Source organism: Micromonospora sp. NPDC048040, assembly GCF_055587185.1.
In genome coordinates, this window is record NZ_JBVJGT010000005.1 from 1 (window position 1) to 21,607 (window position 21,607).

General features: G+C 75.6%; 23 protein-coding genes and 1 pseudogene. 17 read left to right on the top strand and 7 right to left on the bottom strand.

Annotation, left to right across the window (positions count from 1 at the left end; all coding sequences use genetic code 11):
• Nucleotides 1-201 (top strand): annotated as a pseudogene (locus ACZ6O2_RS07970) (C39 family peptidase); the annotation flags it as partial.
• 52 nt (nt 202-253) lie between these two features.
• Here the strand turns inward: ACZ6O2_RS07970 and ACZ6O2_RS07975 are convergent.
• Nucleotides 254-1,165 carry an HhH-GPD family protein gene (locus tag ACZ6O2_RS07975; protein ID WP_350706717.1) on the bottom strand — a complete coding sequence of 304 codons (912 nt, stop codon included), beginning with the start codon at nt 1,163-1,165 and terminating at the stop codon, nt 254-256.
• 141 nt (nt 1,166-1,306) lie between these two features.
• Between ACZ6O2_RS07975 and ACZ6O2_RS07980 the strand changes: the two genes are divergently transcribed.
• The 3 genes from ACZ6O2_RS07980 to ACZ6O2_RS07990 all read left to right on the top strand — a co-directional run bounded on the left by ACZ6O2_RS07980 (nt 1,307) and on the right by ACZ6O2_RS07990 (nt 3,263).
• Nucleotides 1,307-1,819: a glycine cleavage system transcriptional repressor gene (locus ACZ6O2_RS07980; protein ID WP_350686636.1), complete on the top strand. Its 513-nt coding sequence runs from the start codon at nt 1,307-1,309 to the stop codon at nt 1,817-1,819.
• A complete protein-coding gene (locus tag ACZ6O2_RS07985) occupies nt 1,816-2,400 on the top strand; it encodes a peptide deformylase (protein ID WP_350706719.1) in 585 nt (194 codons plus the stop codon). The genes ACZ6O2_RS07980 and ACZ6O2_RS07985 overlap by 4 nt, the downstream gene beginning before the upstream one ends.
• Nucleotides 2,401-2,537: 137 nt before the next feature.
• Nucleotides 2,538-3,263, top strand: coding sequence for a hypothetical protein (locus ACZ6O2_RS07990; protein WP_466022388.1), 726 nt, complete (start codon nt 2,538-2,540; stop codon nt 3,261-3,263).
• Nucleotides 3,264-3,284: 21 nt separating this feature from the next.
• Here ACZ6O2_RS07990 and disA read toward each other — a convergent pair whose 3' ends face one another.
• The 4 genes from disA to ACZ6O2_RS08010 all read right to left on the bottom strand — a co-directional run bounded on the left by disA (nt 3,285) and on the right by ACZ6O2_RS08010 (nt 7,883).
• The gene (disA, locus tag ACZ6O2_RS07995) at nt 3,285-4,466 is read right to left on the bottom strand and encodes a DNA integrity scanning diadenylate cyclase DisA (RefSeq protein WP_350706723.1); all 1,182 of its coding nucleotides are present in this window, start codon (nt 4,464-4,466) and stop codon (nt 3,285-3,287) included.
• 143 nt (nt 4,467-4,609) lie between these two features.
• Nucleotides 4,610-6,058 (bottom strand): DNA repair protein RadA, encoded by a 1,449-nt coding sequence (gene radA, locus ACZ6O2_RS08000; protein WP_350706725.1) that lies wholly within the window; start codon nt 6,056-6,058, stop codon nt 4,610-4,612.
• Between the two features lie 90 nt (nt 6,059-6,148).
• Nucleotides 6,149-6,904 (bottom strand): hypothetical protein, encoded by a 756-nt coding sequence (locus tag ACZ6O2_RS08005; RefSeq protein WP_350706727.1) that lies wholly within the window; start codon nt 6,902-6,904, stop codon nt 6,149-6,151.
• 139 nt (nt 6,905-7,043) lie between these two features.
• A complete protein-coding gene (locus ACZ6O2_RS08010) occupies nt 7,044-7,883 on the bottom strand; it encodes a UbiA family prenyltransferase (protein WP_466022389.1) in 840 nt (279 codons plus the stop codon).
• Nucleotides 7,884-7,928: 45 nt separating this feature from the next.
• On the opposite strand from ACZ6O2_RS08010, the gene ACZ6O2_RS08015 reads away from it, so the two are divergent.
• From ACZ6O2_RS08015 to ACZ6O2_RS08030, 4 genes are all read left to right on the top strand, one after another.
• Nucleotides 7,929-8,798: a methyltransferase domain-containing protein gene (locus ACZ6O2_RS08015; protein ID WP_350706731.1), complete on the top strand. Its 870-nt coding sequence runs from the start codon at nt 7,929-7,931 to the stop codon at nt 8,796-8,798.
• Between the two features lie 43 nt (nt 8,799-8,841).
• Nucleotides 8,842-10,008, top strand: a complete 1,167-nt coding sequence (locus tag ACZ6O2_RS08020; RefSeq protein ID WP_466022390.1) for an acyl-CoA dehydrogenase family protein — start codon at nt 8,842-8,844, stop codon at nt 10,006-10,008.
• Nucleotides 10,009-10,090: 82 nt separating this feature from the next.
• Nucleotides 10,091-11,149, top strand: coding sequence for a type III polyketide synthase (locus ACZ6O2_RS08025; RefSeq protein WP_350706735.1), 1,059 nt, complete (start codon nt 10,091-10,093; stop codon nt 11,147-11,149).
• 38 nt (nt 11,150-11,187) lie between these two features.
• On the top strand, nt 11,188-11,943 hold the full coding sequence (locus tag ACZ6O2_RS08030; protein WP_466022391.1) for a hypothetical protein: 756 nt from the start codon (nt 11,188-11,190) through the stop codon (nt 11,941-11,943).
• Nucleotides 11,944-12,006: 63 nt separating this feature from the next.
• Here ACZ6O2_RS08030 and ACZ6O2_RS08035 read toward each other — a convergent pair whose 3' ends face one another.
• Complete coding sequence (locus ACZ6O2_RS08035) at nt 12,007-12,702, bottom strand: hypothetical protein (RefSeq protein ID WP_350706738.1); 696 nt, start codon at nt 12,700-12,702, stop codon at nt 12,007-12,009.
• Between the two features lie 327 nt (nt 12,703-13,029).
• Here ACZ6O2_RS08035 and ACZ6O2_RS08040 point away from each other — a divergent pair, with 327 nt between their 5' ends.
• The 4 genes from ACZ6O2_RS08040 to ACZ6O2_RS08055 are packed head-to-tail and all read left to right on the top strand — an operon-like array spanning nt 13,030 to nt 15,802.
• On the top strand, nt 13,030-13,515 hold the full coding sequence (locus ACZ6O2_RS08040; RefSeq protein ID WP_007073334.1) for a CarD family transcriptional regulator: 486 nt from the start codon (nt 13,030-13,032) through the stop codon (nt 13,513-13,515).
• Nucleotides 13,516-13,571: 56 nt separating this feature from the next.
• Nucleotides 13,572-14,267, top strand: a complete 696-nt coding sequence (gene ispD / locus ACZ6O2_RS08045) for a 2-C-methyl-D-erythritol 4-phosphate cytidylyltransferase (RefSeq protein ID WP_466022392.1) — start codon at nt 13,572-13,574, stop codon at nt 14,265-14,267.
• Between the two features lie 16 nt (nt 14,268-14,283).
• Entirely contained in the window at nt 14,284-14,766 is a 483-nt protein-coding gene (gene ispF, locus ACZ6O2_RS08050) for a 2-C-methyl-D-erythritol 2,4-cyclodiphosphate synthase (RefSeq protein ID WP_350706742.1), read from the top strand.
• A gap of 10 nt (nt 14,767-14,776) precedes the next feature.
• Nucleotides 14,777-15,802: a tetratricopeptide repeat protein gene (locus tag ACZ6O2_RS08055; RefSeq protein ID WP_466022393.1), complete on the top strand. Its 1,026-nt coding sequence runs from the start codon at nt 14,777-14,779 to the stop codon at nt 15,800-15,802.
• Here ACZ6O2_RS08055 and ACZ6O2_RS08060 read toward each other — a convergent pair.
• Nucleotides 15,799-16,965 (bottom strand): cupin domain-containing protein, encoded by a 1,167-nt coding sequence (locus ACZ6O2_RS08060; protein ID WP_466022394.1) that lies wholly within the window; start codon nt 16,963-16,965, stop codon nt 15,799-15,801. The two genes, ACZ6O2_RS08055 and ACZ6O2_RS08060, sit on opposite strands and share 4 nt — an antisense overlap.
• Nucleotides 16,966-17,060: 95 nt before the next feature.
• Here ACZ6O2_RS08060 and ACZ6O2_RS08065 point away from each other — a divergent pair, with 95 nt between their 5' ends.
• From ACZ6O2_RS08065 to ACZ6O2_RS08085, 5 genes are all read left to right on the top strand, one after another.
• Nucleotides 17,061-17,942 (top strand): hypothetical protein, encoded by an 882-nt coding sequence (locus ACZ6O2_RS08065; RefSeq protein ID WP_466022395.1) that lies wholly within the window; start codon nt 17,061-17,063, stop codon nt 17,940-17,942.
• Nucleotides 17,939-19,138, top strand: a complete 1,200-nt coding sequence (gene fahA / locus ACZ6O2_RS08070; protein WP_350706749.1) for a fumarylacetoacetase — start codon at nt 17,939-17,941, stop codon at nt 19,136-19,138. The genes ACZ6O2_RS08065 and fahA overlap by 4 nt, the downstream gene beginning before the upstream one ends.
• A gap of 244 nt (nt 19,139-19,382) precedes the next feature.
• A complete protein-coding gene (locus tag ACZ6O2_RS08075) occupies nt 19,383-19,592 on the top strand; it encodes a DUF397 domain-containing protein (protein WP_466022396.1) in 210 nt (69 codons plus the stop codon).
• A 102-nt stretch (nt 19,593-19,694) separates the two neighbouring features.
• Entirely contained in the window at nt 19,695-20,168 is a 474-nt protein-coding gene (locus tag ACZ6O2_RS08080; protein WP_350706752.1) for an SRPBCC family protein, read from the top strand.
• A gap of 68 nt (nt 20,169-20,236) precedes the next feature.
• Nucleotides 20,237-21,499, top strand: coding sequence for an outer membrane protein assembly factor BamB family protein (locus tag ACZ6O2_RS08085; RefSeq protein WP_466022397.1), 1,263 nt, complete (start codon nt 20,237-20,239; stop codon nt 21,497-21,499).
• Nucleotides 21,500-21,607 lie beyond the last annotated feature (108 nt).

Consider the following 21,607-nt stretch of genomic DNA (forward strand, 5'->3'; position numbering starts at 1 on the left):
GCCAACATCGCCGGCACCGCCACCGACACCGACGGCGGCGTCCACTCCTTCGAGGGCGGCCACTACATCAGCGTCGTCGGCTACCGCGACAACGGTGACACGGTGAAGATCGCCGACTCCGCCAACCCGGCCCAGGCCTCCTACTGGATCACCACCGAGGCCCTCGCCGACTGGATCGCCACCCGCGGCTACGCCGCCTGATCCACACACCACCAACGACAAGGGCCGGCCCCGAACGGGGCCGGCCCTTTCGTCATGCCGGGAGGCGCACGACGGGGACCGGTGGGCCGTCGCCGACGAGGCGGAACGACGACTCGCCCACCGGCTCCACGAGGCCGTCCCGCACCAGCCCGGTGAGCGCGCGGGCCCGCTGCACGTCGTCGGCCCACACCTGGTCGAGACGCTGGTGCGGCACCGGGCCGGTCGCCTCCCGGAGCACGCCGAGCAGCAGCCCGCGCACCTGGCGGTCCGTGCCGGCGTACCGCTGGGGGCGTCGGCTCGGGCCGGCGGGGGCCTCCTGGCCGGACGCCCGCCAGGCGCAGACCGCCTCGACGGGGCAGCTTCCGCAGCGGGGCGAGCGGGCGGTGCAGATCACCGCGCCCAGCTCCATGAAGGCCGCGCTGGCCAGCGCGGCGGCGGCGGGCTCGACGGGAAGCAGTTCCTCGGTGGCCACCAGATCGGCCGGGCGGGTGGCCGGGCCGGCGTCCGGCTCGCCGGCGATCGCCCGGCAGACCACCCGCCGTACGTTGGTGTCGACCACCGGGTGCCGCTGACCGTACGCGAACGCGGCCACCGCCCGGGCCGTGTACGTCCCGACGCCCGGCAGGGCCAGCAACTGGTCCAGCCGGTCCGGGACCTGACCGCCGTGCCGCTCGACGATCGCGACGGCGCACTCCCGCAGCCGTACCGCCCGGCGGGGGTAGCCGAGCCGTCCCCACATCCGGATCGCCTCCGCCGGGCTGTCCGCCGCGAGCGCGGCCGGGTCGGGCCAGCGGTCCAGCCACGCCGCCCAGGCGGGCAGCACCCGCACGACGGGCGTCTGCTGGAGCATGACCTCGCTGACCAGGATCGCCCACGGGGTGACGTCGGGCTTCCGCCACGGCAGGTCGCGGGCGTTCTCCTCGTACCACCGGCTGACCAGGGTGGCGAAAGTGGGCTCAGACATCGCGCCGCCGATGATGTCACGCGGCGCGCCCCCGACGCGGCGCGGGCGGCGGGGCTCGCGGCTCGGCCGTGCCGTCCCGCTGGCTGGGCGACCTGGGCGGGGCGCTGCGGCGGCGCCCGGCGGATCGGGCAGAATGCCCGGATGAACGAGCTCGCGATCACCGTCATCGGCCGGGACCGGCCGGGCATCGTGGCCGACGTCGCCGAGGTGCTTGCCCGGCTCGGCGCGAACCTCACCGACAGCACGATGACCCGGCTGCGGGGGCACTTCGCGATGACCCTGGTCTGCGTGGGCCCGGCCGCCGCCGACGTCGAGGCCGCGCTCGCGCCGCTCTCCGCCGACGGCCAGCTGCTGGCGACCGTACGCGAGGTCACCCCCGACGGCGAGACGGCTCCGGCCGGCGAGCCGTACGTGATGGCGGTGCACGGCGCGGACCGGATGGGCATCGTCGCGGCGATGACCCGTGTGCTCGCCGACGCCGGCGGCAACGTCACCGACCTGAGCACCCGGCTGACCGGGTCGCTCTACGTGGTGGTCGCCGAGGTGGACCTGCCGCCCGGCACGGCCGACGAGGTGGCCGGCCGGCTCGCGTCGACCGCCGCCGACCTGGGTGTCGGGGTGACCCTCCGCCCGGCCGACCCGGATCTGCTGTGACCGGCGACGAGCGCGCCCCGGAGAGCGAGGCGTACGCCGGCCTCGGCGACTGGACCCCGGAGTCCCTGGACGCGCCGGGGGAGGTGCGGCCGGTGGTGTCCGCCCCCGACCAGGTGCTCAGCCGGCATGGCGGCGAGGTCGACCCGACGGCCGAGGAGACCGTACGCCTGGCGGCCGACCTGGTGGCCACGATGCGGGTGTCGCCGGGCTGTGTCGGGCTGGCCGCCCCGCAGATCGGCGTGGGCGCGCAGGTCTTCGCGGTCGACGTGACCGGCCATCCGAAGGCGGTCACCGTGCACGGCACCTTCGTGCTGTGCAACGCCCGGGTCGTCGAGGCGAGCCGGTGGAAGGTGGCCCGGGAGGGGTGCATGTCGGTGCCCGACCTCACCGGCGACGTCAAGCGGGCCAGCCGGCTGGTGGTGGAGGGCGTGCTGCCCGGCAGCGGCAGGTCCGTACGGCTGGTGACCGACGGGTTCGAGGCGCGGGCCCTGCAGCACGAGATCGACCACTGCGCGGGGCTGCTCTTCCTGGACCGGGTCGCCGGCGCCCACGCCATCTACCAGCGCAAGGTGTATCTCTGACCCGCGACCCTGTGTCGCCGGCGGAACACCGTCGGCAGACATGATCGTCGCATGTGGAGGGTGGGAACGGTGAGCTGCGGACACCTCGGCGCGTCGCGCCGGACTGCCGAGCCCCGCGCCGCTACGGTGGGGGCATCATGCGTCTGACGGTCGGCCCCCTGCCACCCGCCGTTTACTGGCGGCGTCGCGCCGTCGTGCTCGGAGCGGGGCTTCTCTTCCTGATTGTCCTGCTCTATTCGTGCACCGGTTCGGACCGGAAGGCCGACGACAGCGGCGACGCGCGGCCCGCGTCGGGCACGACGTCGCCCGGTTCGACACCGGGACCCACCGGCCCGGTGCTGAGCCCGCAGACCGGCGGGCCCTCGCCGGGCGCGTCGGGCGACCCGGGCGCCGCCGACCCGTCGGGCGGCCCGACCACCACCGACACGCCGCCGGTGGCGCCGGTCGTGCCGGCCGCCGACGACGGTGTCTGCACGGACGCCGAGATCACCGTGACGCCGGTGGCCCTGCCCGCGTCGGTGGTCCGCGGGGCCGTGGTGGACCTCCAGCTGAAGGTGAAGAACCGGTCCGAGCGGACGTGCAGCCGCGACGTCGGCGCCGACGAGCAGGAGTTGTTCATCAAGTCGGGGGCCGAGAAGATCTGGTCGTCCGACACCTGCGGCACCGGCAAGGGCTCCGACCCGCAGTCCTTCACGCCGGGCTTCGAGCGCTCCTACCAGGTGGGCTGGAACGGCCGCGACAGCAGCAAGTGCGCCAACGGGGTGGCGGCGGGCCCGCACCCGCCGGCCGGGACGTACCAGGTCTTCGCCCGGGTGGGCACCAAGCTCAGCGAGCCGGTGAAGCTCACCGTCACCGACGGCTGAGCGGACCCGAGCCGGCCCGGATCAGACGTAGCGCTCCAGGATGGACGCCTCGGCGAGCCGGGACAGCCCCTCCCGGACGCCGCGGGCGCGGGCATCGCCGACCCCCTCCACGGCCTGGAGATCCTCCACCGTGGCGCCGAGCAGGCGCTGGAGGCTGCCGAAGTGCACGACGAGGCGGTCGACCACGGCCACCGGCAGCCGGGGCACCTTGGCGAGCAGCCGGAAGCCGCGCGGGCTGACCGCCGCGTCCAGCGCGTCGGAGGCGGCCGGGTAGCCGATCGCCTTGGCGACGGAGACCAGGTCGATCAGCTCGGTCGCGCCGAGCAGGTCCAGCTCGACCAGCGCCTCGTCGAGGGTGCGGGACTTCCGGCCGGCCGGGAGGTAGTCCCGGATGACCAGGGTGCGGTCGGCGTCGACGCCGGCCATCAGCTCGTCGAGTTGGAGGGCCAGCAGGCGGCCGTCGGTGCCCAGCTCCACCACGTAGCCCGCGATCTCGTCGGCGATCCGGCGGACCATCTCCAGCCGCTGCACCACCGCGACCGCGTCCCGTACGGTGACCAGGTCCTCGATCTCCAGCGCGGAGAGGGTGCCGGAGACCTCGTCCAGCCGGAGCTTGTAGCGCTCCAGCGTGGCGAGCGCCTGGTTGGCGCGGGACAGGATCGCCGCCGAGTCGTCCAGCACGTGCCGCTGGCCGTTCACGTAGAGGCTGATGATCCGCATGGACTGGCTCACCGAGATCACCGGGTAGCCGGTCTGCCGGGCGACCCGCTCGGCGGTGCGGTGCCGGGTGCCGGACTCCTCGGTGGGGATGCTCGGGTCGGGCATCAGATGCACGGCCGCCCGGACGATGCGGGTGCCGTCGCTGGAGAGCACGACCGCGCCGTCCATCTTGCACAGCTCGCGGACGCGGGTGGCGGAGAACTCGACGTCGAGCGGAAACCCGCCGGTGCAGAGCCCCTCGACGACCTTGTCGTAGCCGAGGACGATCAGCGCGCCCGTGCGGCCGCGCAGGATCCGCTCGAGGCCGTCGCGCAGCGCGGTGCCCGGGGCCATCAGTGCCAGGTTGGCCCGCAGCGGGTCGCCGGCACCCCCGGCGCCGCCGGTCACGCTCACGCTGATCGGGCGGGCGGGCGAGCCCACGGCGCCGGTGCGGGCGTGGGGCGTCGCGCCGGCAGGCTTGGTGGTATCGCGGTCGATCGGCACGGGCACAGTCTACGGACTGCCCTGCGGTGGGTGCTGTCGTGGTTACTGTGATGTGTCGCGATGCCCCACGTCGCGCGGGCCGGGAGCCGCCGGCCCGGCTGTCCGGTATCGCCCCGGCGGTCCCGTCGCCCGGCCATCGCCGCTCACTCCGCCGACGCGCGGGCGACGGCCTGGAGCGCCGAGCGCACGTCGGTGACCTCGATCACGCGCATGCCCCCGGGGGTCACGCCGGTGCTCTCGGGCCCGCACCCGGTCGGCACCAGCGCGAGCCGGAACCCGAGCCGCGCCGCCTCGGCCAGCCGGCGCGGCACCGCGCCGACCCGGCGCACCTCGCCGGTCAGCCCGACCTCGCCGATCGCCACCAGGTGGGGCGCGATGGCGAGGTTGAGCCCGCCCGAGGCGACGGCCAGGGCGACCGCCAGGTCGGCCGCCGGCTCCACCACCCGGATGCCGCCGACGGTGGCCGCGAAGACCTCCCGGTCGTGCAGGGTCAGCCGCTCGGTGCGGCGCTGGAGCACGGCCAGCACCATCGCGAGCCGGGCCGAGTCGAGCCCGGAGACGGTGCGCCGGGGCGACCCGGCCACCGTCGCGCCGATCAGGGCCTGCACCTCGGTGACCAGCGCCCGGCGGCCCTCCATCGCCACCGTGACGCAGGTGCCCGGGACCGGCTCCGCGTAGCGGGTCAGGAACAGCCCGGACGGGTCGGCCAGGCTGCTGATGCCGCCCTCGTGCATCTCGAAGCAGCCCACCTCGTCGGCGGCGCCGAAGCGGTTCTTCACGCCGCGCACCATGCGCAGGGAGGAGTGCTTGTCGCCCTCGAAGTGCAGCACCACGTCGACCAGGTGCTCCAGCACCCGGGGGCCGGCGACCTGGCCGTCCTTGGTGACGTGGCCGACCAGCACGGTGGCGATGCCGCGCTCCTTGGCGACCGCGACCAGCGCGGCGGTGACCGCCCGCACCTGGGTCACCCCGCCCGACACCCCCTCGGCGCCGGTGGTGGAGATGGTCTGCACCGAGTCGAGCACCAGCAGGCCCGGCTTGACCGCGTCGAGGTGGCCGAGCACCGCGGCGAGGTCGCTCTCGGCGGCGAGGTAGAGCTGGTCGTGCAGGGTGCCCATCCGCTCGGCGCGCAGCCGGACCTGGCTGACCGACTCCTCGCCGCTGACCACCAGCGACGGGCTGCCGGCCCCGGCGGCCCACTGCTGGGCCACGTCGAGCAGCAGGGTGGACTTGCCGACGCCCGGCTCGCCGGCGAGCAGCACCACCGCGCCGGGGACCAGGCCGCCGCCGAGCACCCGGTCGAGCTCGCTGACCCCGGTGGGCCGGGCCCGCGCCGGGGCGGCGCTGATGGTGGCGATCGGCCGGGCCGGCTCGGCCGGCATCCGCGAGCTGACCACCTTGCCGGAGACGGTCGGGCCGGTGACGGTGCACTCGACCACCGAGCCCCACTCGCCGCACTCGGGGCAGCGCCCGACCCACTTGGGCGGCTGGTGCCCGCAGGCGTCGCACTCGTAGGCCGGTCGGGGCTCGCGGCTGGACGCCCGGCCGCGCCCGCCGGCGGCGCGCGGGGACGTCGATCGGGAGGTGGTCACATGGGGACGTTAGTCCCCAGGTACGACGAAGACACCGCCGGCGTGGCGGTCACCACGCCGACGGTGTCGTCGGAAACAGCGGGCGGAGGGTCAGTGGCCGCCGCCCTCGTTCTCGTCGTAGCCGCCCAGGCGCTCGACGATCTGCGACGGGGGCGCGGCCGGGGTGAGCGGCACGGCGACCGGCGCCGGGCCGGTGACCGTGTCGCCGTTGCCGAAGTCGAAGGTCAGGATGACGTTCTGCCCGGAGCGCAGCGCCTCGTTCAGGCCGATGAGCTGGAGGACGCGGTCGGCCTCGGTGTTGAGCTGCACGTAGCTCAGCGGCGGGATCTCGATCCGGGCCGGCTCGCCGGCGGGCGCGGCCGGACTCGCCGGGGCCGACGGGCTCTCCGGGGCGCCGGGGCTGACCGACTCCGACGGGCTCTCCGAGGCGCCCGGGCTGGCCGACTCCGACTGCGACGGGGCGGGCGACGGGGACTCGGACGGCGACGCCGACGGGCTGGCTGCGGCCCCCTTGCCGGTGATCACGACTTCGCGGGCGCTGTCGGTGGTCACGGTCACGGTGACCGGTTTCTTCGTGTCGTTGTAGATCACGGCGTTGAGGACGGCGTTGGCGCCCGCCTTGTAGCCCTCGACGCCCGGGAACTCGACCAGCAGGCCACGGACCGCGTAGGAACCTTCGCCGGCCGGCAGGGTGACATTCAGGTTGACGCCCTGGACCGACGGCTCCTTGTTGGCGGTCTCGGCGATCTGGCCGGCGCCGCAGCCGGACAGCAGCAGCCCGGTCGCCGCGGCCAGCCCGGACAGCAGCAGGGCCGCCCGCCGGGAACCCCTGATCGAGCGCGTCACGTCGGTCCTCCTCGTCACGATCCCACCCGGTGCTCACGCCGGGCACGGTGGCCATGCCCGCGCAGACCGCGCTCCAGGGTAGTTGGGCCTGATCCGCCCCCGCACGCCGACCCGGGAATGCCACTGCCCGGGGCGGGCCTCAGACCAGCCGGCCGCTCGTGACCAGCAGGACGACGTCGATGAGGGCGATCAGCATGACGGCCCGGAACGCGGCCACGGGCCGGCCTCCGGCCCGGGCGGCGCCGCGCCCGCCGTACCAGCTCAGGGGCGGCACCACGACGGCGGCGGCGACCGCGGCGACGCCGACGCCCGACGGCCGTCCGGGCGGCCCGACGACCAGGGTGGCGGTCGCCGCGAGCAGCAGGCCGGCGGCGGCGGCGCGGCTGCCCGCCGGGCCGAGCCGGTGCGGCAGCCCGCGGACCCCCGTCCGGGCGTCGTCGGCCAGGTCGGGCAGGACGTTGGCGAAGTGCGCCCCGGCGCCCAGGCAGGCCGCGGCGGCGACCAGCCAGGCCGGCGGGGCCGGCGCCCCGGGCAGCGCCAGCACGACGAAGGCGGGCAGCGACCCGAACGACACCGCGTAGGGCAGCACCGACACCGGGGTCGACTTCAGCGGCCAGTCGTAGAGCAGCGCGGAGACCAGCCCGACGGTGGCACAGAGCGCGGCGGCCGGGCCCGTGGCCAGCGCCAGCGCCGGGGTGGCGAGCGCGGCCACCGCCGCGGCCACGGCCGTGGCGCGCCGGCCCACCGCGCCGGTGGCGACCGGTTTGTCGGTACGCGCCACCGTGGCGTCCCGGTCCGCGTCGAGCGCGTCGTTGGCCCAGCCGACGGCGAGCTGGCTGGCCGCCACGGTGAGCGCCACGGCCAGTACGCCGGCGGGCCGGTGCCCGGCGCCCCAGGCGAGCAGCCCGGCCACCGTGGTGACCGCGGCGGCCGGCTCCGGGTGGCTCGCCCTGACCAGCCCTAGCACCGTTGACGACATGAGGAAAGTCTGGTCGTTACCGGGCAGTCGTGCCACGCTCGGTCCATGCGAGACGCGGGCCGCACCCTGCCGCGCAACGATCCGCGCCAGTACGACGACCTGGCCGGGGAGTGGTGGCGTCCGGACGGCGCGTTCGCGATGCTGCACTGGTTGGCCGAGGCGCGCGCCGCGCTCGTGCCGCCGGCGTCCCGCCCCGGCGCCCTCCTGGTCGACCTCGGCTGCGGCGCCGGGCTGCTCGCCCCGCACCTGGCCGGCAAGGGCTACCGGCACATCGGCGTCGACCTCACCCGGTCGGCCCTGGCGCAGGCCGCCGCGCACGGGGTGACCGCCGTCAACGGCGACGTCACCGCCGTCCCGCTGGTCGACGGCTGCGCCGACGTGGTCGCCGCGGGCGAGATCCTGGAGCACGTGCCGGACTGGCGGCGCGCGGTGGCCGAGGCGTGCCGGCTGCTCCGCCCCGGTGGCCTGCTCGTGCTGGACACGCTGAACGACACGGCGCTGAGCCGGCTGCTGGCCGTCCGGATCGCCGAGCGGCTGCCGACCGTGCCGAGGGGCATCCACGACCCACGGTTGTTCGTGGACGCCCGGGCGCTCGTCGCCGAGTGCGCCCGGCACGGCGTCCGGCTACGGCTGCGGGGGATCCGGCCGGGCGTGCCCGGGCTGCTCGGCTGGCTGGCCCGCCGGGTCCGGGCCACCGGTCGTGCCCACCGCGCCGACGCCGACCGTCCGGGCACGACCGTCGCCGACCGGCCTGCCGCCCCCGCCGCCGTCCACCCGGGCGGGACTGTGGTCGGTCGTCCGGGCGCGCCGGTTCCCGGCCGTCCGCGGCCGACGGTGGCCGGTGCGGCGCCCCGGATCGTGCCGACCTGGTCGACCGCCGTGCTCTACCAGGGGCGGGGCACGCGGAGCGGATAGCGGAACGGGTCCCTGGGTAGGACAGGGCCGAGGAGGGGGCTGTATGACGCTGCACGCGCTGGAGGCGGCTCGCCGCCTGGCACCGAGGCTGGCCGCCCGGGCGGCCGAGCACGACCGCGACGGCTCGTTCCCGGTCGAGGACTTCCGGGATCTGCGCGAGGCCGGGCTGTTCGGCCTGATGGTCCCCACCGAGCTGGGCGGGGCGGGCGCCACCTTCGCCGAGTACGCGGCGGTCGCCACCGAGCTGGCCCGGGGCAACGGGGCGACCGCCCTGGTGTTCAACATGCACGCCTCGGTCACCGGCGCCCTCGGCGCGGTGACCGAGGAACTGGCCGAGGCGCTCGGCGTGCCGGCCGAGGCGCTGGCCGCCCGGGACCGGCTCCTCACCGCCGCCGCCCAGGGCTCCTGGTACGCGGTGGCGATGAGCGAGCGCGGCGCCGGCGCGCGGCTGTCCCAGCTCAGCACCGGCTACGAGCCGGTCGACGGCGGATACCACCTCAAGGGCAGCAAGACGTTCTGCTCGGGGGCGGGGCACGCCGACGGCTACCTGGTGGCCGCCCGCAGCGCCGCCGACCAGTCGGTGGTCTCCCAGTTCCTGGTGCCGGCCGGCGACGGGCTGACCGTCGAGCCCACCTGGGACTCGCTCGGCATGCGCGCGACCTCCTCGCACGACCTGCACCTGGACGTGACCGTGCCCGCCGACCGGCTGCTCGGCGGCGTGGAGGGGCTGGCCCTGGTGGTCGCCCAGCTCATGCCCCACTGGCTGGTGGCCAGCTACGCCGCCGTCTACGTCGGGGTGGCCCGGGCGGCGGTCGACGCGGCGGCCGAGCACCTGAACGCCCGCAACCTCGCCGGCCTGCCGGCCGTCCGGTCCCGCCTCGGCCGGGCCGACGCCGCCGTGGCGGCCGCCCACCTGGTGGTCGCGGAGGCCGCCCGGCGGGTGGACGAGGCGCCGGGGGACGCGGAGACCAACCGCTGGGTGTGGCGGGCCAAGCTGCTCGCCGGCACGACCGCCGCCGACGTGGCGGCGTCGATGCTGGAGGCGGCCGGAACCTCCGCCACCCGGCGGGGGCATCCGCTGGAGCGGCTCTACCGGGATGCCCGCTGCGGCTCGTTGCACCCGGCCACCTCGGACGTCTGCGCCGACTGGCTGGGCATCGCCGCACTCGGCGGCGACCCGGACCGCGACGTATCGGTCCCTCGTTGGTGAGCGTGGGAGGTCCGTCGGGGCGGCGGACGGCACGGGGGACGGCGGCGGGGCGGGCCGCCCGGCGCGTAGGGCCGGACGAGAGGTGGGCATCGTGGCCGTACCGGTGATCGCGGGGCTGGGGACGGCACACCCGCCGTCGGCGGCGCAGGACGAGTTGTGGGACGGCTTCTTCTCGAAGCACTTCTCCGGCAGCACGCGCGCGCTGGCGCAGCGGATCTTCGCCCACTCGGGGGTCACCCGCCGCCAGGCCGCGGTCAACCCGCTGCTGGAGGACGTCTCCGACTGGCCGACGGAGCGGCGGATGCGCCGCTACCAGGTCGAGGCGCTGCCGTTGGGCAAGGAGGCGGTGGGTCGGGCGCTGACGGCCGCCGGCCTCGCCGCGGGGGACGTCGGGCTCTTCGTGGTCTGCTCGTGCACCGGGTACGCCACCCCGGGGCTGGACATCCTGCTCGCCCGGGACCTGGGCATGGCCCCGGACACGCAGCGCATGTTCGTCGGCCACATGGGCTGCTACGCGGCCCTGCCCGGGCTGGGCGCGGCGAGCGACTTCGTGACCGCCCGCGGCCGGCCGGCCCTGCTGCTCTGCGCGGAGCTGACCAGCCTGCACATCCAGCCGTCCAGCGCCCGGGTGGACACCCAGCAGATCGTCTCCCACGCGCTCTTCTCGGACGCCGCGGTCGCCACCGTGGTCGTCCCCGGCGGCCGGGGGTACGCCCTGCGCGAGGTCACCTCCGTCACGGACACCTCCACCGCCGACCACATGACCTGGGACGTCACCGACACCGGCTTCCGGATGGGGCTGTCGCCGAAGGTGCCGCAGGTGCTCTCCCGGCACGTCCGGGGCCTGGTCGACGGCCTGCTGGCCCGGCACGGCGCGACGCTGTCCGGGGTGGACGGATGGGCCGTGCACCCGGGCGGCCCGCGCATCCTCAACGTCGTCGAGCGGGAGCTGGCCCTGCCGCCGGAGGGGCTGGCGGCATCCCGGGCGACGCTGGCCGAGCACGGCAACTGCTCGTCGCCGACGGTGCTGCTGATCCTCGACCGGCTGCGCCGGGCCGCGTCGCCGCCGCGGCGGGTGGTGATGCTGGCGTTCGGGCCGGGCCTGACCCTCTACGCCGCGCTTCTCGAACGGCAGGACTGACAGCGGTGCCGCGGGCGCGCCGAGGTTACCCTCTGGTAATGGACGCGGAGGCGGCAGACCGGCCGTGGACGGAGGCGGACGGCCCGCACGCCGGGGCGGTCCGGGGACCCGTGGCGGCCGGCGGCCGGCTGCGCGCGGCGGTGCTGGCCGGGTCGGCCCTGACGGCCCTGGTCGGCGGCGGCTGGTGGTGGCAGACCAGCGCGCCGGCCACCGGCCCGGCGGCCGGCGCGCCGGCCCCGTCCGCGCAGAGCCGGTCCGGGTACGCGCCCGGCAACGGTGACGCCGTCGTCTCCTCGAGGGTGACCGTCGGCGGTGAGGGGCTCGGCTCCGTCTGGGCCCTGCCCGGCGACCGCGACGGCGGAGCCACCTTCCAGGTCGACCCGCGCACCGGTGCCGCGTTCCAGGTCGACCCGCGCACCGGTGCCGCGTTCCGGCTCGACTCCGGGAGGCGGGCCGGCGTCCGGGTCGATCCCGAGGCGCGTCGGCTCGGCCGTCTTCCGAACACGATCTGGCGGGAGCGGGCGACGCTCGGCCGGGAGAACGGCCGGATGGTCAAACAGGCGAGCGGTGAGGTCACCACCCGCTTCCTGCTCCAGTACCGCTGCACGGGGCCGGGTGAGCTGCTGGTCGTGCTCGAGCGGATCAGGGCCACCGTCCCCGTCCCGACGGTCGGGTGCGACGGGTCGGTGGTGTCGATCGAGCTGACCGCCGTGGGCGGGCCGTTCCGGGTCTCGCTGTCGACCGCCGACGCCGAACCGCTCCGCGTGGACGCGCAGCTGGTCGGCCTGCCCTGACACGCCGGTGCCCCGCGCGGGGCCGCCGGATCGCCGGGCTGCCGGGCGACGCCCGGCGCCGGGTCAGGCGGCGAGGCCGGCCAGGTCGGCGCGGTAGTCCTCGCCGGAGCGCACCTCGGGAACCACCTTGACCAGCATCCCGGCCCGGTCGACCAGCAGCGCGGCGGCGACCCCGGGGCGGGGCGGCAGGTGCAGGAACGCGCGCAGCCCGCCCGCCGGGTCGGCCAGCGGTCGTACGGTCGCCCCGGCGGGCGGCGGCGAGACGCGTACGGGCCGGTCCTCGGCGACGGTGACGACCGTGACCCCGGCGGGCGCCAGGGCGGCGGCGGTGGCCACGTCGTCCGGGCAGGCGCACCCGTCGACCAGGATGATCATCGCGGGCAGCAGCCCGCGCAACGGCACCGGTGACTGCCCCGCGTCGACCAGGTCCAGCGCCGGCAGCGGCCGTCCGGTCATCCCGGTCGGCGGGGCGTACGGCGCGGGGGTGGGCCCCGGGGCGGTCCGGCCGGAGCGGGGCCAGGTGACCGTCATCAGGCCGGCGACCGTGGCCAGCACCGCCACCAGCAGGACCAGCAGGGGCAGGGCGAGCGGGGACCGGGCGACCCGGCGGGGGCCGCCCTGACCGGCCCGCGCGCGCAGCTCGCGGCGGACCTGTTCGGCCTCGGCCGCCAGGGCGGAGGCGTCGTCCGGCACGACCACCCGGCCCCACTCCGGCGGCAGGTCGGGCAGTTCGGGGCCGTCTGCGTCGGGCTTGCCCATCGGACCCCCCAGGACGTCTCGGTGAGCGGACAGCGGCTCGACCTCCAGCGTCCCGCACGGGCCCTCGTACCGCTACACCTGGGCGCATACGCGGCCGGCGGGATACCATGGGAGGAGCGCATAGCCCTTGATCTCGACGTTCGCGTCACTCGTACCGGCCCGTCATCCACAGGTTACGGAGCGTGTTTGAATCATCGGTTTGATGGTCTGTCAAGCCGAAGAAATACCTCTCACAGGGCCCCTGAGCTGCGCCAACGGTCAGGACAGCGGTGAGACATCGGTGCCTGAGCGTGTTACCCTAGACACAGCGAAAGGGGTTTCGAACCTATGGTTTTCAGTGTCGGCGAGACCGTTGTTTACCCCCACCACGGGGCCGCACTCATCGAGGCAATCGAGACTCGGGTCATCAAGGGCGAGCCTAAGCAATACCTCGTCCTGAGGGTCGCGCAGGGTGACCTGACGGTCCGGGTGCCCGCCGAGAACGCCGAGATCGTGGGTGTGCGCGAGGTGGTCGGCGAAGAGGGCCTCGGCAAGGTCTTCGACGTGCTCCGTGCACCGCACACCGAGGAGCCGACCAACTGGTCGCGGCGTTACAAGGCGAATCTGGAGAAGCTGGCCTCGGGCAACCCGCTGAAGGTCGCCGAGGTCGTCCGCGACCTGTGGCGCCGGGAGCGGGAGCGGGGCCTTTCCGCGGGTGAGAAGCGCATGCTCGCCAAGGCCCGCGACATTCTCGTCGGCGAGGTCGCGCTGGCCGAGAAGAGCACCAAGGACGAGGCGGAGACGCTGCTCGACAAGGTGCTCACCGAGGCCTAGTCCCCACAGCATCGTCGTACCCGATTCGTAGCGAAGAAACCACCGAGGACCGCGACGTGACCGCGCAGCTCAATCCGTGCGGTGACGTCGCGGTCCTCGTGCCTGCGGCCGGTGCCGGCGTACGCCTCGGGCCCGGCCGGCCCAAAGCCCTGCGCCCGCTGGCGGGGGAGCCGCTGCTGGTGCACGCCGTCCGCCGGCTCGCCGCCGCGCCCTCGGTGCACACCATCGTCGTGGCCGCTCCGGCCGCCGAGGTGACGGCCGTCCGCGACCTGCTCGGCCCGGTCGCCCCGGTGACCGTGGTGCCCGGCGGGGCCGAGCGGCAGGCCTCCGTGGCCGCCGCCCTCGCGGCCGTGCCGGCCGGCCCGGAGATCGTCCTCGTGCACGACGCCGCCCGGGCGCTGACCCCGCCCGACCTGGTGGAGTCCGTCGCGGCGGCCGTCCGCGCCGGGCACGACGCGGTGATCCCCGTGCTCCCCGTGGTCGACACGATCAAGGAGGTCGGCGCCGGCGAGGTCGTCCTCGGCACCGTCGACCGTTCCGCCCTGCGGGCCGTGCAGACCCCGCAGGGCTTCCGCCGGGCGGTGCTGGCCGCCGCGCACGCCGCCGCCGGCGACCCGCTCACCGACGACGCCGGCCTGGTCGAGAAGCAGGGCGTCCCGGTGCTCTGCGTCCCCGGCTCGGAGTACGCGCTGAAGGTCACCCGCCCGTTCGACCTGGTGCTGGCCGAGCACCTGCTGGCCGCCGGCGCCTGACGCGTACCCTCGTCGCATGATCGTTCCCCGGGTGGCCATCGGCACCGACGTGCACGCCTTCGAGGCGGGGCGACCGTGCTGGGTGGCCGGTCTGCTCTGGCCCGACCAGGACGGCCTGGCCGGGCACTCGGACGCGGACGTGGCCGCGCACGCCGCCTGCAACGCGCTGCTCTCCGCGGCCGGCCTCGGCGACCTGGGCGCCAACTTCGGGGTGGGCCAGCCCGAGTGGGCCGGCGCGTCGGGCGTCGCGCTGCTGGCCGAGAGCGCCCGCCGGGTGCGGGCCGCCGGCTTCGCGATCGGCAACGTGTCGGTGCAGGTGATCGGCAACCGGCCCAAGATCGGTCCGCGCCGCGAGGAGGCCCAGCGGGTGCTCTCCGAGGCGGTGGGAGCGCCGGTCACCGTCTCCGCGGCCACCACCGACGGCCTCGGCTTCCCCGGGCGCGGCGAGGGCCTCACCGGCATCGCGGTGGCCCTGGTGTACGATGCCCCGGCCGCCTAGGCTCGCCGCGATGTCCAGCGACGCCACCTCCGACCGGTCCGCCGCCGACGGCTACCTCCAGCGCGCCCAACTCCTCGCCGAGCTGGGCCGCTACGACGAGGCCGCCGCCGAGGTCTCCTACGCGGTCGCCCTGGACCCGGCGAACGCCGAGGCCCTGACCATGCTGTCCCGGGTCCACCTCGCGGCCGACCGGCCCAAGGAGGCGCTGACCGCCGCCGACGCCGCAGTCGCCGCCGCCCCGGACAGCGTCCCGGCGCTGGTCGCCCGGGGACTGGCCCTCGGCGACCTGGAGGAGTACGCGGAGTCGGCCCGTACCGCCGACCGGATCCTGGCGCTGGGTCCCGACGACGCGTACGCCCAGCGCAGCGCCGCGGCGATCCTGGCCGGCTCGCGCAACGGGCAGCCGGCGCTGAACGCGGCCTGGCGCGGGGTGGAGCTGGCCCCCGAGGACCCGCAGGCGCATCTGGTGCTCGGGCTGGTGGCGGCCAACATGCAGCTGTTCGACCTGGCCGAGCGGGCCTACCGCGAGGCGCTGCGGCTGGACCCGCAGCTCGCGGAGGCCCGGCACGACATCGGGGTGCTCCGGCTGGAGCAGCGGCGCTGGAGCGAGGCGCTCGAACACCTCGCCGAGGCCGCCGCGATGAGCCCCGGCCGGGTCGACTCCGGCCGCACCATCTCGGCCGGCCTGCGTCAGCTCGTGGTCTACGGCGCGGGCTGGACGATGATCACCGCCGTGCTGATCGCGTGCATGGCACCGGGCAGCGCCGGGCTGTCCCGGTTCGCGGCGGCGTTCGCGGCGCTCGGCGGGGCCCTCGTGGTCTGGCGCTTCGCCGCCAGGCTGCCCGGCCTGACCCGGACCATCCTGCCCAGCCTGCTCCGCTCCGACCGCACGCTGGCCCTGGCCGTCTACGCGGCGGCCGCCGCGCCCACGCTGATCCTGCTCTACGCCCTGGTCGGCACCCCGTGGCCGCTGGTCCTCGCCATCGCCACGGCCACCGCCGCCGAGCTCGCCGTCCTGTCGCGTACGACGGTCTAGGGGCGGCGCGCCCAGGTCCAGGCGTAGCTGCCGTCCTCGCAGGACCCGGCGGCGTCGCACAGGTCGAGCGGGCGGAAGGTGTCGACCATGACGGCCAGCTCGTCGAAGAAGTCTGCGCCGATCGAGCGCTCGGCGGCGCCCGGCTGGGGGCCGTGGGTGAAGCCGGACGGGTGCAGCGAGATCGAGCCCTGCTCGATGCCGGAGCCGCGCCGGGCCTCGTAGTTGCCGCCGGTGTAGAAGAGCATCTCGTCGGAGTCGACGTTGTGGTGGTTGTACGGCACCGGGATGGCGTCCGGGTGGTAGTCCACCTTGCGCGGCACGAACGAGCAGATCACGAAGTTCGGGCCCTGGAACGTCTGGTGTACGGGCGGCGGCTGGTGGATCCGGCCGGTGATCGGCTCGAAGTCGTGGATGGAGAAGGCCCACGGGTACATGTGGCCGTCCCAGCCGACCACGTCGAATGGGTGGTGGGCGTAGACGTAGCGGGTCCAGCCGCGGCGGTGCCGGACCAGCACCTCCACGTCGGTCTCGTCCACCAGCAGCGGCGCGTTCGGCCCGCGTACGTCCCGCTCGCAGTACGGCGAGTGCTCCAGGAACTGGCCCCGGACGGAGAGGTAGCGCTTGGGCGGGCCGATGTGGCCGGCCGCCTCGACGGCGAGCAGCCGGACCGGCTCGTCGCCGGTGGGCACCAGCCGGTGGATGGTCGAGGTGGGGATGACCACGTAGTCGCCGGCCACCGCGTCGAGCACGCCGAACGTCGACTCGACCCGCAGGGTGCCCGACTCGACGTACAGGCAGTGGTCGCCGGTCGCGTCCCGGAACAGTGGCGACGGCCGGTCCGCCAGCACGTACGCGATCCGCACGTCGTCGTTGGCGAGCAGGTACTGCCGGCCGAGCACCGGGTCCGCGCCGGCCCCGTCGAGCTTGTGGGTGCGCAGGTGGCGGGGCTTGAGCGGCAGGTTGGGCACCCGGGTGAACGCCGGCGGGGCGAACTCCTCGGCCGCCACGATCGCGGTCGGCGCGTGCCGGTGGTAGAGCAGGGACGAGTCGGAGGAGAAGCCCTCCTGGCCCATCAGCTCCTCGGCGTAGAGGCTGCCGTCGGGCTGACGGAACTGGGTGTGGCGCTTGCGTGGCACCTCGCCGACGCTGCGGTAGTACGGCATCTCGCCTCCCGGTTCGTCCCGTTCACCGATCCAACAGCGTCCGATAATCGGACGCTGTTGTCCGTTCCTTGTAGCGTCCCGTACATTCTTGTCTCGTGTCAACGCAGGTGCCCGCGCTTCTCGACGGCCTCGTCGACGACGCCGCCGTCTTCCCGCCCGGCAGCGCGCCGCTGCCCGACGCCGTCGCCGCGCACCGGCGGCACCGCTCCTCCTGGTACGCCGACCTGGTCGGCCCGCTCCTGGTCCCCGCCTCGCGGCTGCCCGAGCTGGCCGCGCTGCTCGACGAGGGGGAGGAGATCGAGGTCGGCGTCATCGGCGACGTGCCGGTCGCCCGGCTCGACGAGGCGCGGGCCGGGGTCGACCCGCGCATCCGCGTCCGGCAGGCCGAGGCGGCGGTCGCGAAGCGCGGCGAGGACCCGCTGCCGGGCCTGACCGAGCTGGTCGGGCTGGCCCGGCGGGCGAACCGGGCCGACGGTCCCGCCGCCGGCGGGCTCGCCGTCTACGCCGAGCTGCCGCTGACGTTCGGGCTGATGGGGGCGCTGGACGCGCTCGCCGCGGCCCGCGCCGACGGGCTGCCGGTCGCGGCGAAGTTCCGCACCGGCGGGCTGGCCGCCGAACTCTTCCCGACCCCGGCCGAGCTGGCCGCGGTGATCTGCGCCTGCCGGGACCGGGGCCTGCCGTTCAAGCTGACCGCCGGGCTGCACGAGGCGGTCCGGCACCTCGACCCGGAGACCGGCTTCACCCACCACGGCTTCGCCAACGTGCTGGCCGCGACGCTGGCCGCCGCCGAGGGCGCCGGGGTGGAGCGGGTCGCCGAGCTGCTCACCGCGACCGACCCGCGCCCGCTGGTGCAACGCGTCGAGGGCGCGCTGGCCGCCGCGCGCCCGCTGTGGGTCGGCTTCGGCTCGTGCAGCATCCTGGAACCACTGACCGATCTGATCCGGCTGGGGCTGGTGAACGGGGGCTTCGAGGCATGACCTGGGTGACGGGTGCCGACGGATCGTCGTACGGGGTGGCCAACCTGCCGTACGGGGTGTTCCGTCAGGGGGAGCGCGAGCCACGCGTCGGCGTACGGATCGCCGACTTCGTGCTCGACCTGGCCGGCGCGGAGGCGGCCGGCCTGGTGCTGGCGGCCGGCACGCTGGGCCGGCCCACCCTCAACGACTTCATGGCCCTCGGTCGCCCACAGTGGACGGCCGTCCGGCAGCGGGTGACCGAGCTGCTCACCGACGCCGCCCACCGGCCGGCGGTGGAGCCGCTGCTGGTGCCGTTGGACGAGGTGCGGATGGTGTTGCCGTTCGACGTGGCCGACTATGTCGACTTCTACTCCTCCGAGCACCACGCGGGCAACGTGGGGCAGATCTTCCGCCCCGGTCAACCGCCCCTGCTGCCGAACTGGAAGCACCTGCCGATCGGCTACCACGGCCGGGCCGGCACGGTGGTCGTCTCCGGCACCCCGGTCGTGCGGCCCAGCGGGCAGCGGGCCACCGCGCAGGGCCCGGTCACCGGCCCGTCCGTACGCCTCGACATCGAGGCCGAGGTCGGCTTCGTGGTCGGCGTGCCCAGCCGGCTGGGCACGCGGGTCCCCGCCGACGACTTCGCCGACCACGTGTTCGGCGTGGTGCTGGTCAACGACTGGTCGGCCCGGGACATCCAGGCCTGGGAGTACCAGCCGCTCGGCCCGTTCCTGGGCAAGTCCTTCGCCACCTCGGTGTCCGCCTGGGTGACCCCGCTGGACGCGCTCGGCGACGCCTTCGTCCCCGCGCCCGACCAGGACCCGCCGGTCGCCGACTACCTGCGCGACGTGCCGCACCTCGGGCTGGACCTGCGCCTCTCGGTGGAGTGGAACGGTGAGCGCGTCAGCGAGCCGCCGTTCGCCACCATGTACTGGACGCCGGCGCAGCAGTTGGCCCACCTGACCGTCAACGGCGCCTCGCTGCGCACCGGCGACCTCTACGCCTCGGGCACCGTCTCCGGGCCGGAGCGGGGGCAGGTCGGCTCGTTCCTGGAGCTGACGTGGGGTGGGGCCGAGCCGGTGAAGTTCGCCGGGGGCGAGACCCGCACCTTCCTGGAGGACGGCGACACGGTGAGCATCACGGCCACCGCGCCCGGCCCGGACGGCACCACCATCGCCCTGGGCGAGGTGACCGGGACGGTCGTCGCCGCGCGCTGACCTTCCGCCGACGGGCCGGGCGGAGCCGCGCGAACGGCCGGCGTCACCTCCGCCAGCCCGTCCCCGACACCTCCGCGCACGACGGACCCCGGTCGCACAGATGGTGCGACCGGGGTCCGTCTTTCCGCCGTTGAGCGTCGCGGATTCCGTCGCCATGCCGCGCCGGGCCGGGCCGGACGCTCCCTTTCCGGCCCCGGTCCCGGTCGCCGGCGGGCGTCCCGACGACAGGAACAAGGTGACGACGATGAACGATCTCCCGGGCGCGGTCTGGCGTACCAGCAGCCGCTCGAACGACCAGGGCCTCTGCGTGGAGGTGGCGGACAACCTGGTCGACGTCCTCGGTGTGGTGGGCGTACGCGACTCCAAGGACCAGGCCGGCCCCACGCTGGCGGTCAGCCCGCCGGGGTGGACGGCCTTCGTGGGCGCGATCCGGACCGGTCAGTTCGGCCGCTGACAGGGCCCCGGCCCGGGATCGGGGCCTCCGACGGGGAAATTCCGTTCCCGGGGGCCCCGATCCGCGCTCACTCGGCGTACCGTCGACGCCACGGGAGGTGGCATGTCGACGGTGGCGGTCACGGAGTTCGTGGAGGCGCACGACGCCGACCTCTGGCGACTGCTGACCGACCTGACCACCCGCACCCGGCGCTTCACCGGCCCGGTGGAGGTGCTCACCCCCGGCGCGTTCGGCCCGGGCACCGCCTGGCGGGAGACCCGTTCCCAGCCCGACGGCACGGCGCTGGTCGAGGAGTTCGTCGTCATCGAGGCCGAGCCGCCCCGGCGGTTGGTGCTCGGCTCGCGGGGCGCCGGGGTGGACTACCGGATCACCTGGACGCTGCGCCCGGTCGAGCGGCGCCGCCGCGGCTGCACCGCCGTCACCGTCGAGCAGGAGGCGGTGCCGACCGCCCCGTACGGCCGGGTGGTCGCGCTGCTGCTCGGCGGGCTGGCCGCCCGGGCGGTCGAGCGCGCCCTGCGGCAGGATCTCGCCGACCTGGCCGCGGCGGCGGCCACCGGCACCGCCGAGGCGGCCTGACAGGGCGCGCAGCGACCTGACAGGGCCCTGACCGGCACCGCTGGGTAGGGTGCCGGGCGGAGGTGCGCATGGGGTTCCCGAAGGGCCGGCGACGGATCGTGGTGGCGGTCGCGGCGCTGCTCGCCACCGCCGCCGTCGCGGCGACGGTCCACCGGGTGCTCGCCCCCGCCGAGGTCAGCACGCCCGCCCGGGGCGCGTACCCGCCGGCCGCCGCCGCGGCCGCCGCCGCGGCCGTCGGCGTGGTCGGCCGGCTCCCGGTCGCCCCGCTGATCGTGGACGACCGGCTGAGGGTCTACGCCGCCCACCGCCAGATCTACGCCGACCGGCCGGTCGACGGCCGGCACCGGACCACCCCGTTCTGGTCGTACCGGCGTTGGCCGGCGGAGCTGGACGGGGTGGTGGCGAGCGGGACGACGGTGGTCAGCCGTTGGTCGGACGGGCGGCTCGTGGCGTTGGACGCGCGTACCGGCCGGGTGGCCTGGGAGGCGGCGGGGCCGGCGCCGGTCGGGGAGCGGACGGTTCGGCGCACCGGCGCGGCCACGGTCTGGGATCCCCGCGGTGTCTTCGTCGCCCGTGCCGCCGACGGCCGGCAGGTGGTGGTGGCGACGGGCGTGGGCGCCCGCGGCATCGACTTGGCCGACGGCCGTGAGCTCTGGCGGGCCGACGCGGACCCCGGCTGTCGGGAGGCGGTCGGCACGACGGCGTCGGGGCAGCTGATCACCGTGGACGCGTGCGCGGGTCCGGCCGTGGTGGAGTTCCGCGACGCCGCGACCGGCGTGGTCGGCGTCCGTTGGCGGCCGCCCGGGGCCGGCGACGAGCTGGTGGCGACGCCGGTGGGCTGCGGGACCGGTCGGGTCGGGTGCGCCGCCCTGCGGACCTCCGCGCCTGGGGAGGACGCGGGCCGGGGGTGGCTGGTCGGTGACGGGGAGCCGGTCCCCGCCCCCGCCCTGGACCGGCCGGACGCCGAACTCGTCGACGGGACGGCGGTGGCGGTGGTCGACGGGGTGCCGGTCGCCCGTTCGGCCCGTACCGGCGCGGAGCTGTGGCGCCGTCCCGACCTGCCGGCGGCGCGGCTGATCGCCGTCCAGCCCGGCCGGGTGCACCTGCTGACCGAGACGAACGACCTGGTGACGCTGGATCCGGTGACGGGGACACAGCGGTCCTGGTTCGCGTTGAACGCGGGCTCGGACGGGATCGGCTGGGCGCCCGGCGCGGCGTACGCGGCGGGCGGCTTCGTGGCCGTGGAGCGGCTCCGCGAGCCGGTCGACCCGACGGGGGACGACCAGCGCTACTACCTCACCTCGGAACCGGTGATCCTCGCCGCGACGTGAAGACGACACCCGCCCGGCTATTCGACAAAACGGACATAAGTTACCTATAGTCCCACCTGTGCGTCTCCTGGCCGCCCTGTTGGTCACCTCGGCGCTGGTGGTGGCGCT

Coding starts and splice junctions, on each gene's coding strand:
- ispF (WP_350706742.1), top strand. CDS start 14,284: ATGATCGTTCCCCGGGTGGCCATCGGCACCGACGTGCACGCCTTCGAG.
- ACZ6O2_RS08075 (WP_466022396.1), top strand. CDS start 19,383: ATGAACGATCTCCCGGGCGCGGTCTGGCGTACCAGCAGCCGCTCGAAC.
- ACZ6O2_RS08040 (WP_007073334.1), top strand. CDS start 13,030: ATGGTTTTCAGTGTCGGCGAGACCGTTGTTTACCCCCACCACGGGGCC.
- ACZ6O2_RS08010 (WP_466022389.1), bottom strand. CDS start 7,883: ATGTCGTCAACGGTGCTAGGGCTGGTCAGGGCGAGCCACCCGGAGCCG.
- ACZ6O2_RS08055 (WP_466022393.1), top strand. CDS start 14,777: ATGTCCAGCGACGCCACCTCCGACCGGTCCGCCGCCGACGGCTACCTC.
- ACZ6O2_RS08020 (WP_466022390.1), top strand. CDS start 8,842: ATGACGCTGCACGCGCTGGAGGCGGCTCGCCGCCTGGCACCGAGGCTG.
- ACZ6O2_RS08085 (WP_466022397.1), top strand. CDS start 20,237: ATGGGGTTCCCGAAGGGCCGGCGACGGATCGTGGTGGCGGTCGCGGCG.
- ACZ6O2_RS08060 (WP_466022394.1), bottom strand. CDS start 16,965: ATGCCGTACTACCGCAGCGTCGGCGAGGTGCCACGCAAGCGCCACACC.
- ACZ6O2_RS07980 (WP_350686636.1), top strand. CDS start 1,307: ATGAACGAGCTCGCGATCACCGTCATCGGCCGGGACCGGCCGGGCATC.
- ACZ6O2_RS08080 (WP_350706752.1), top strand. CDS start 19,695: ATGTCGACGGTGGCGGTCACGGAGTTCGTGGAGGCGCACGACGCCGAC.
- ACZ6O2_RS07990 (WP_466022388.1), top strand. CDS start 2,538: ATGCGTCTGACGGTCGGCCCCCTGCCACCCGCCGTTTACTGGCGGCGT.
- ACZ6O2_RS07975 (WP_350706717.1), bottom strand. CDS start 1,165: ATGTCTGAGCCCACTTTCGCCACCCTGGTCAGCCGGTGGTACGAGGAG.
- ACZ6O2_RS08030 (WP_466022391.1), top strand. CDS start 11,188: ATGGACGCGGAGGCGGCAGACCGGCCGTGGACGGAGGCGGACGGCCCG.
- fahA (WP_350706749.1), top strand. CDS start 17,939: ATGACCTGGGTGACGGGTGCCGACGGATCGTCGTACGGGGTGGCCAAC.
- ACZ6O2_RS08035 (WP_350706738.1), bottom strand. CDS start 12,702: ATGGGCAAGCCCGACGCAGACGGCCCCGAACTGCCCGACCTGCCGCCG.
- ACZ6O2_RS08015 (WP_350706731.1), top strand. CDS start 7,929: ATGCGAGACGCGGGCCGCACCCTGCCGCGCAACGATCCGCGCCAGTAC.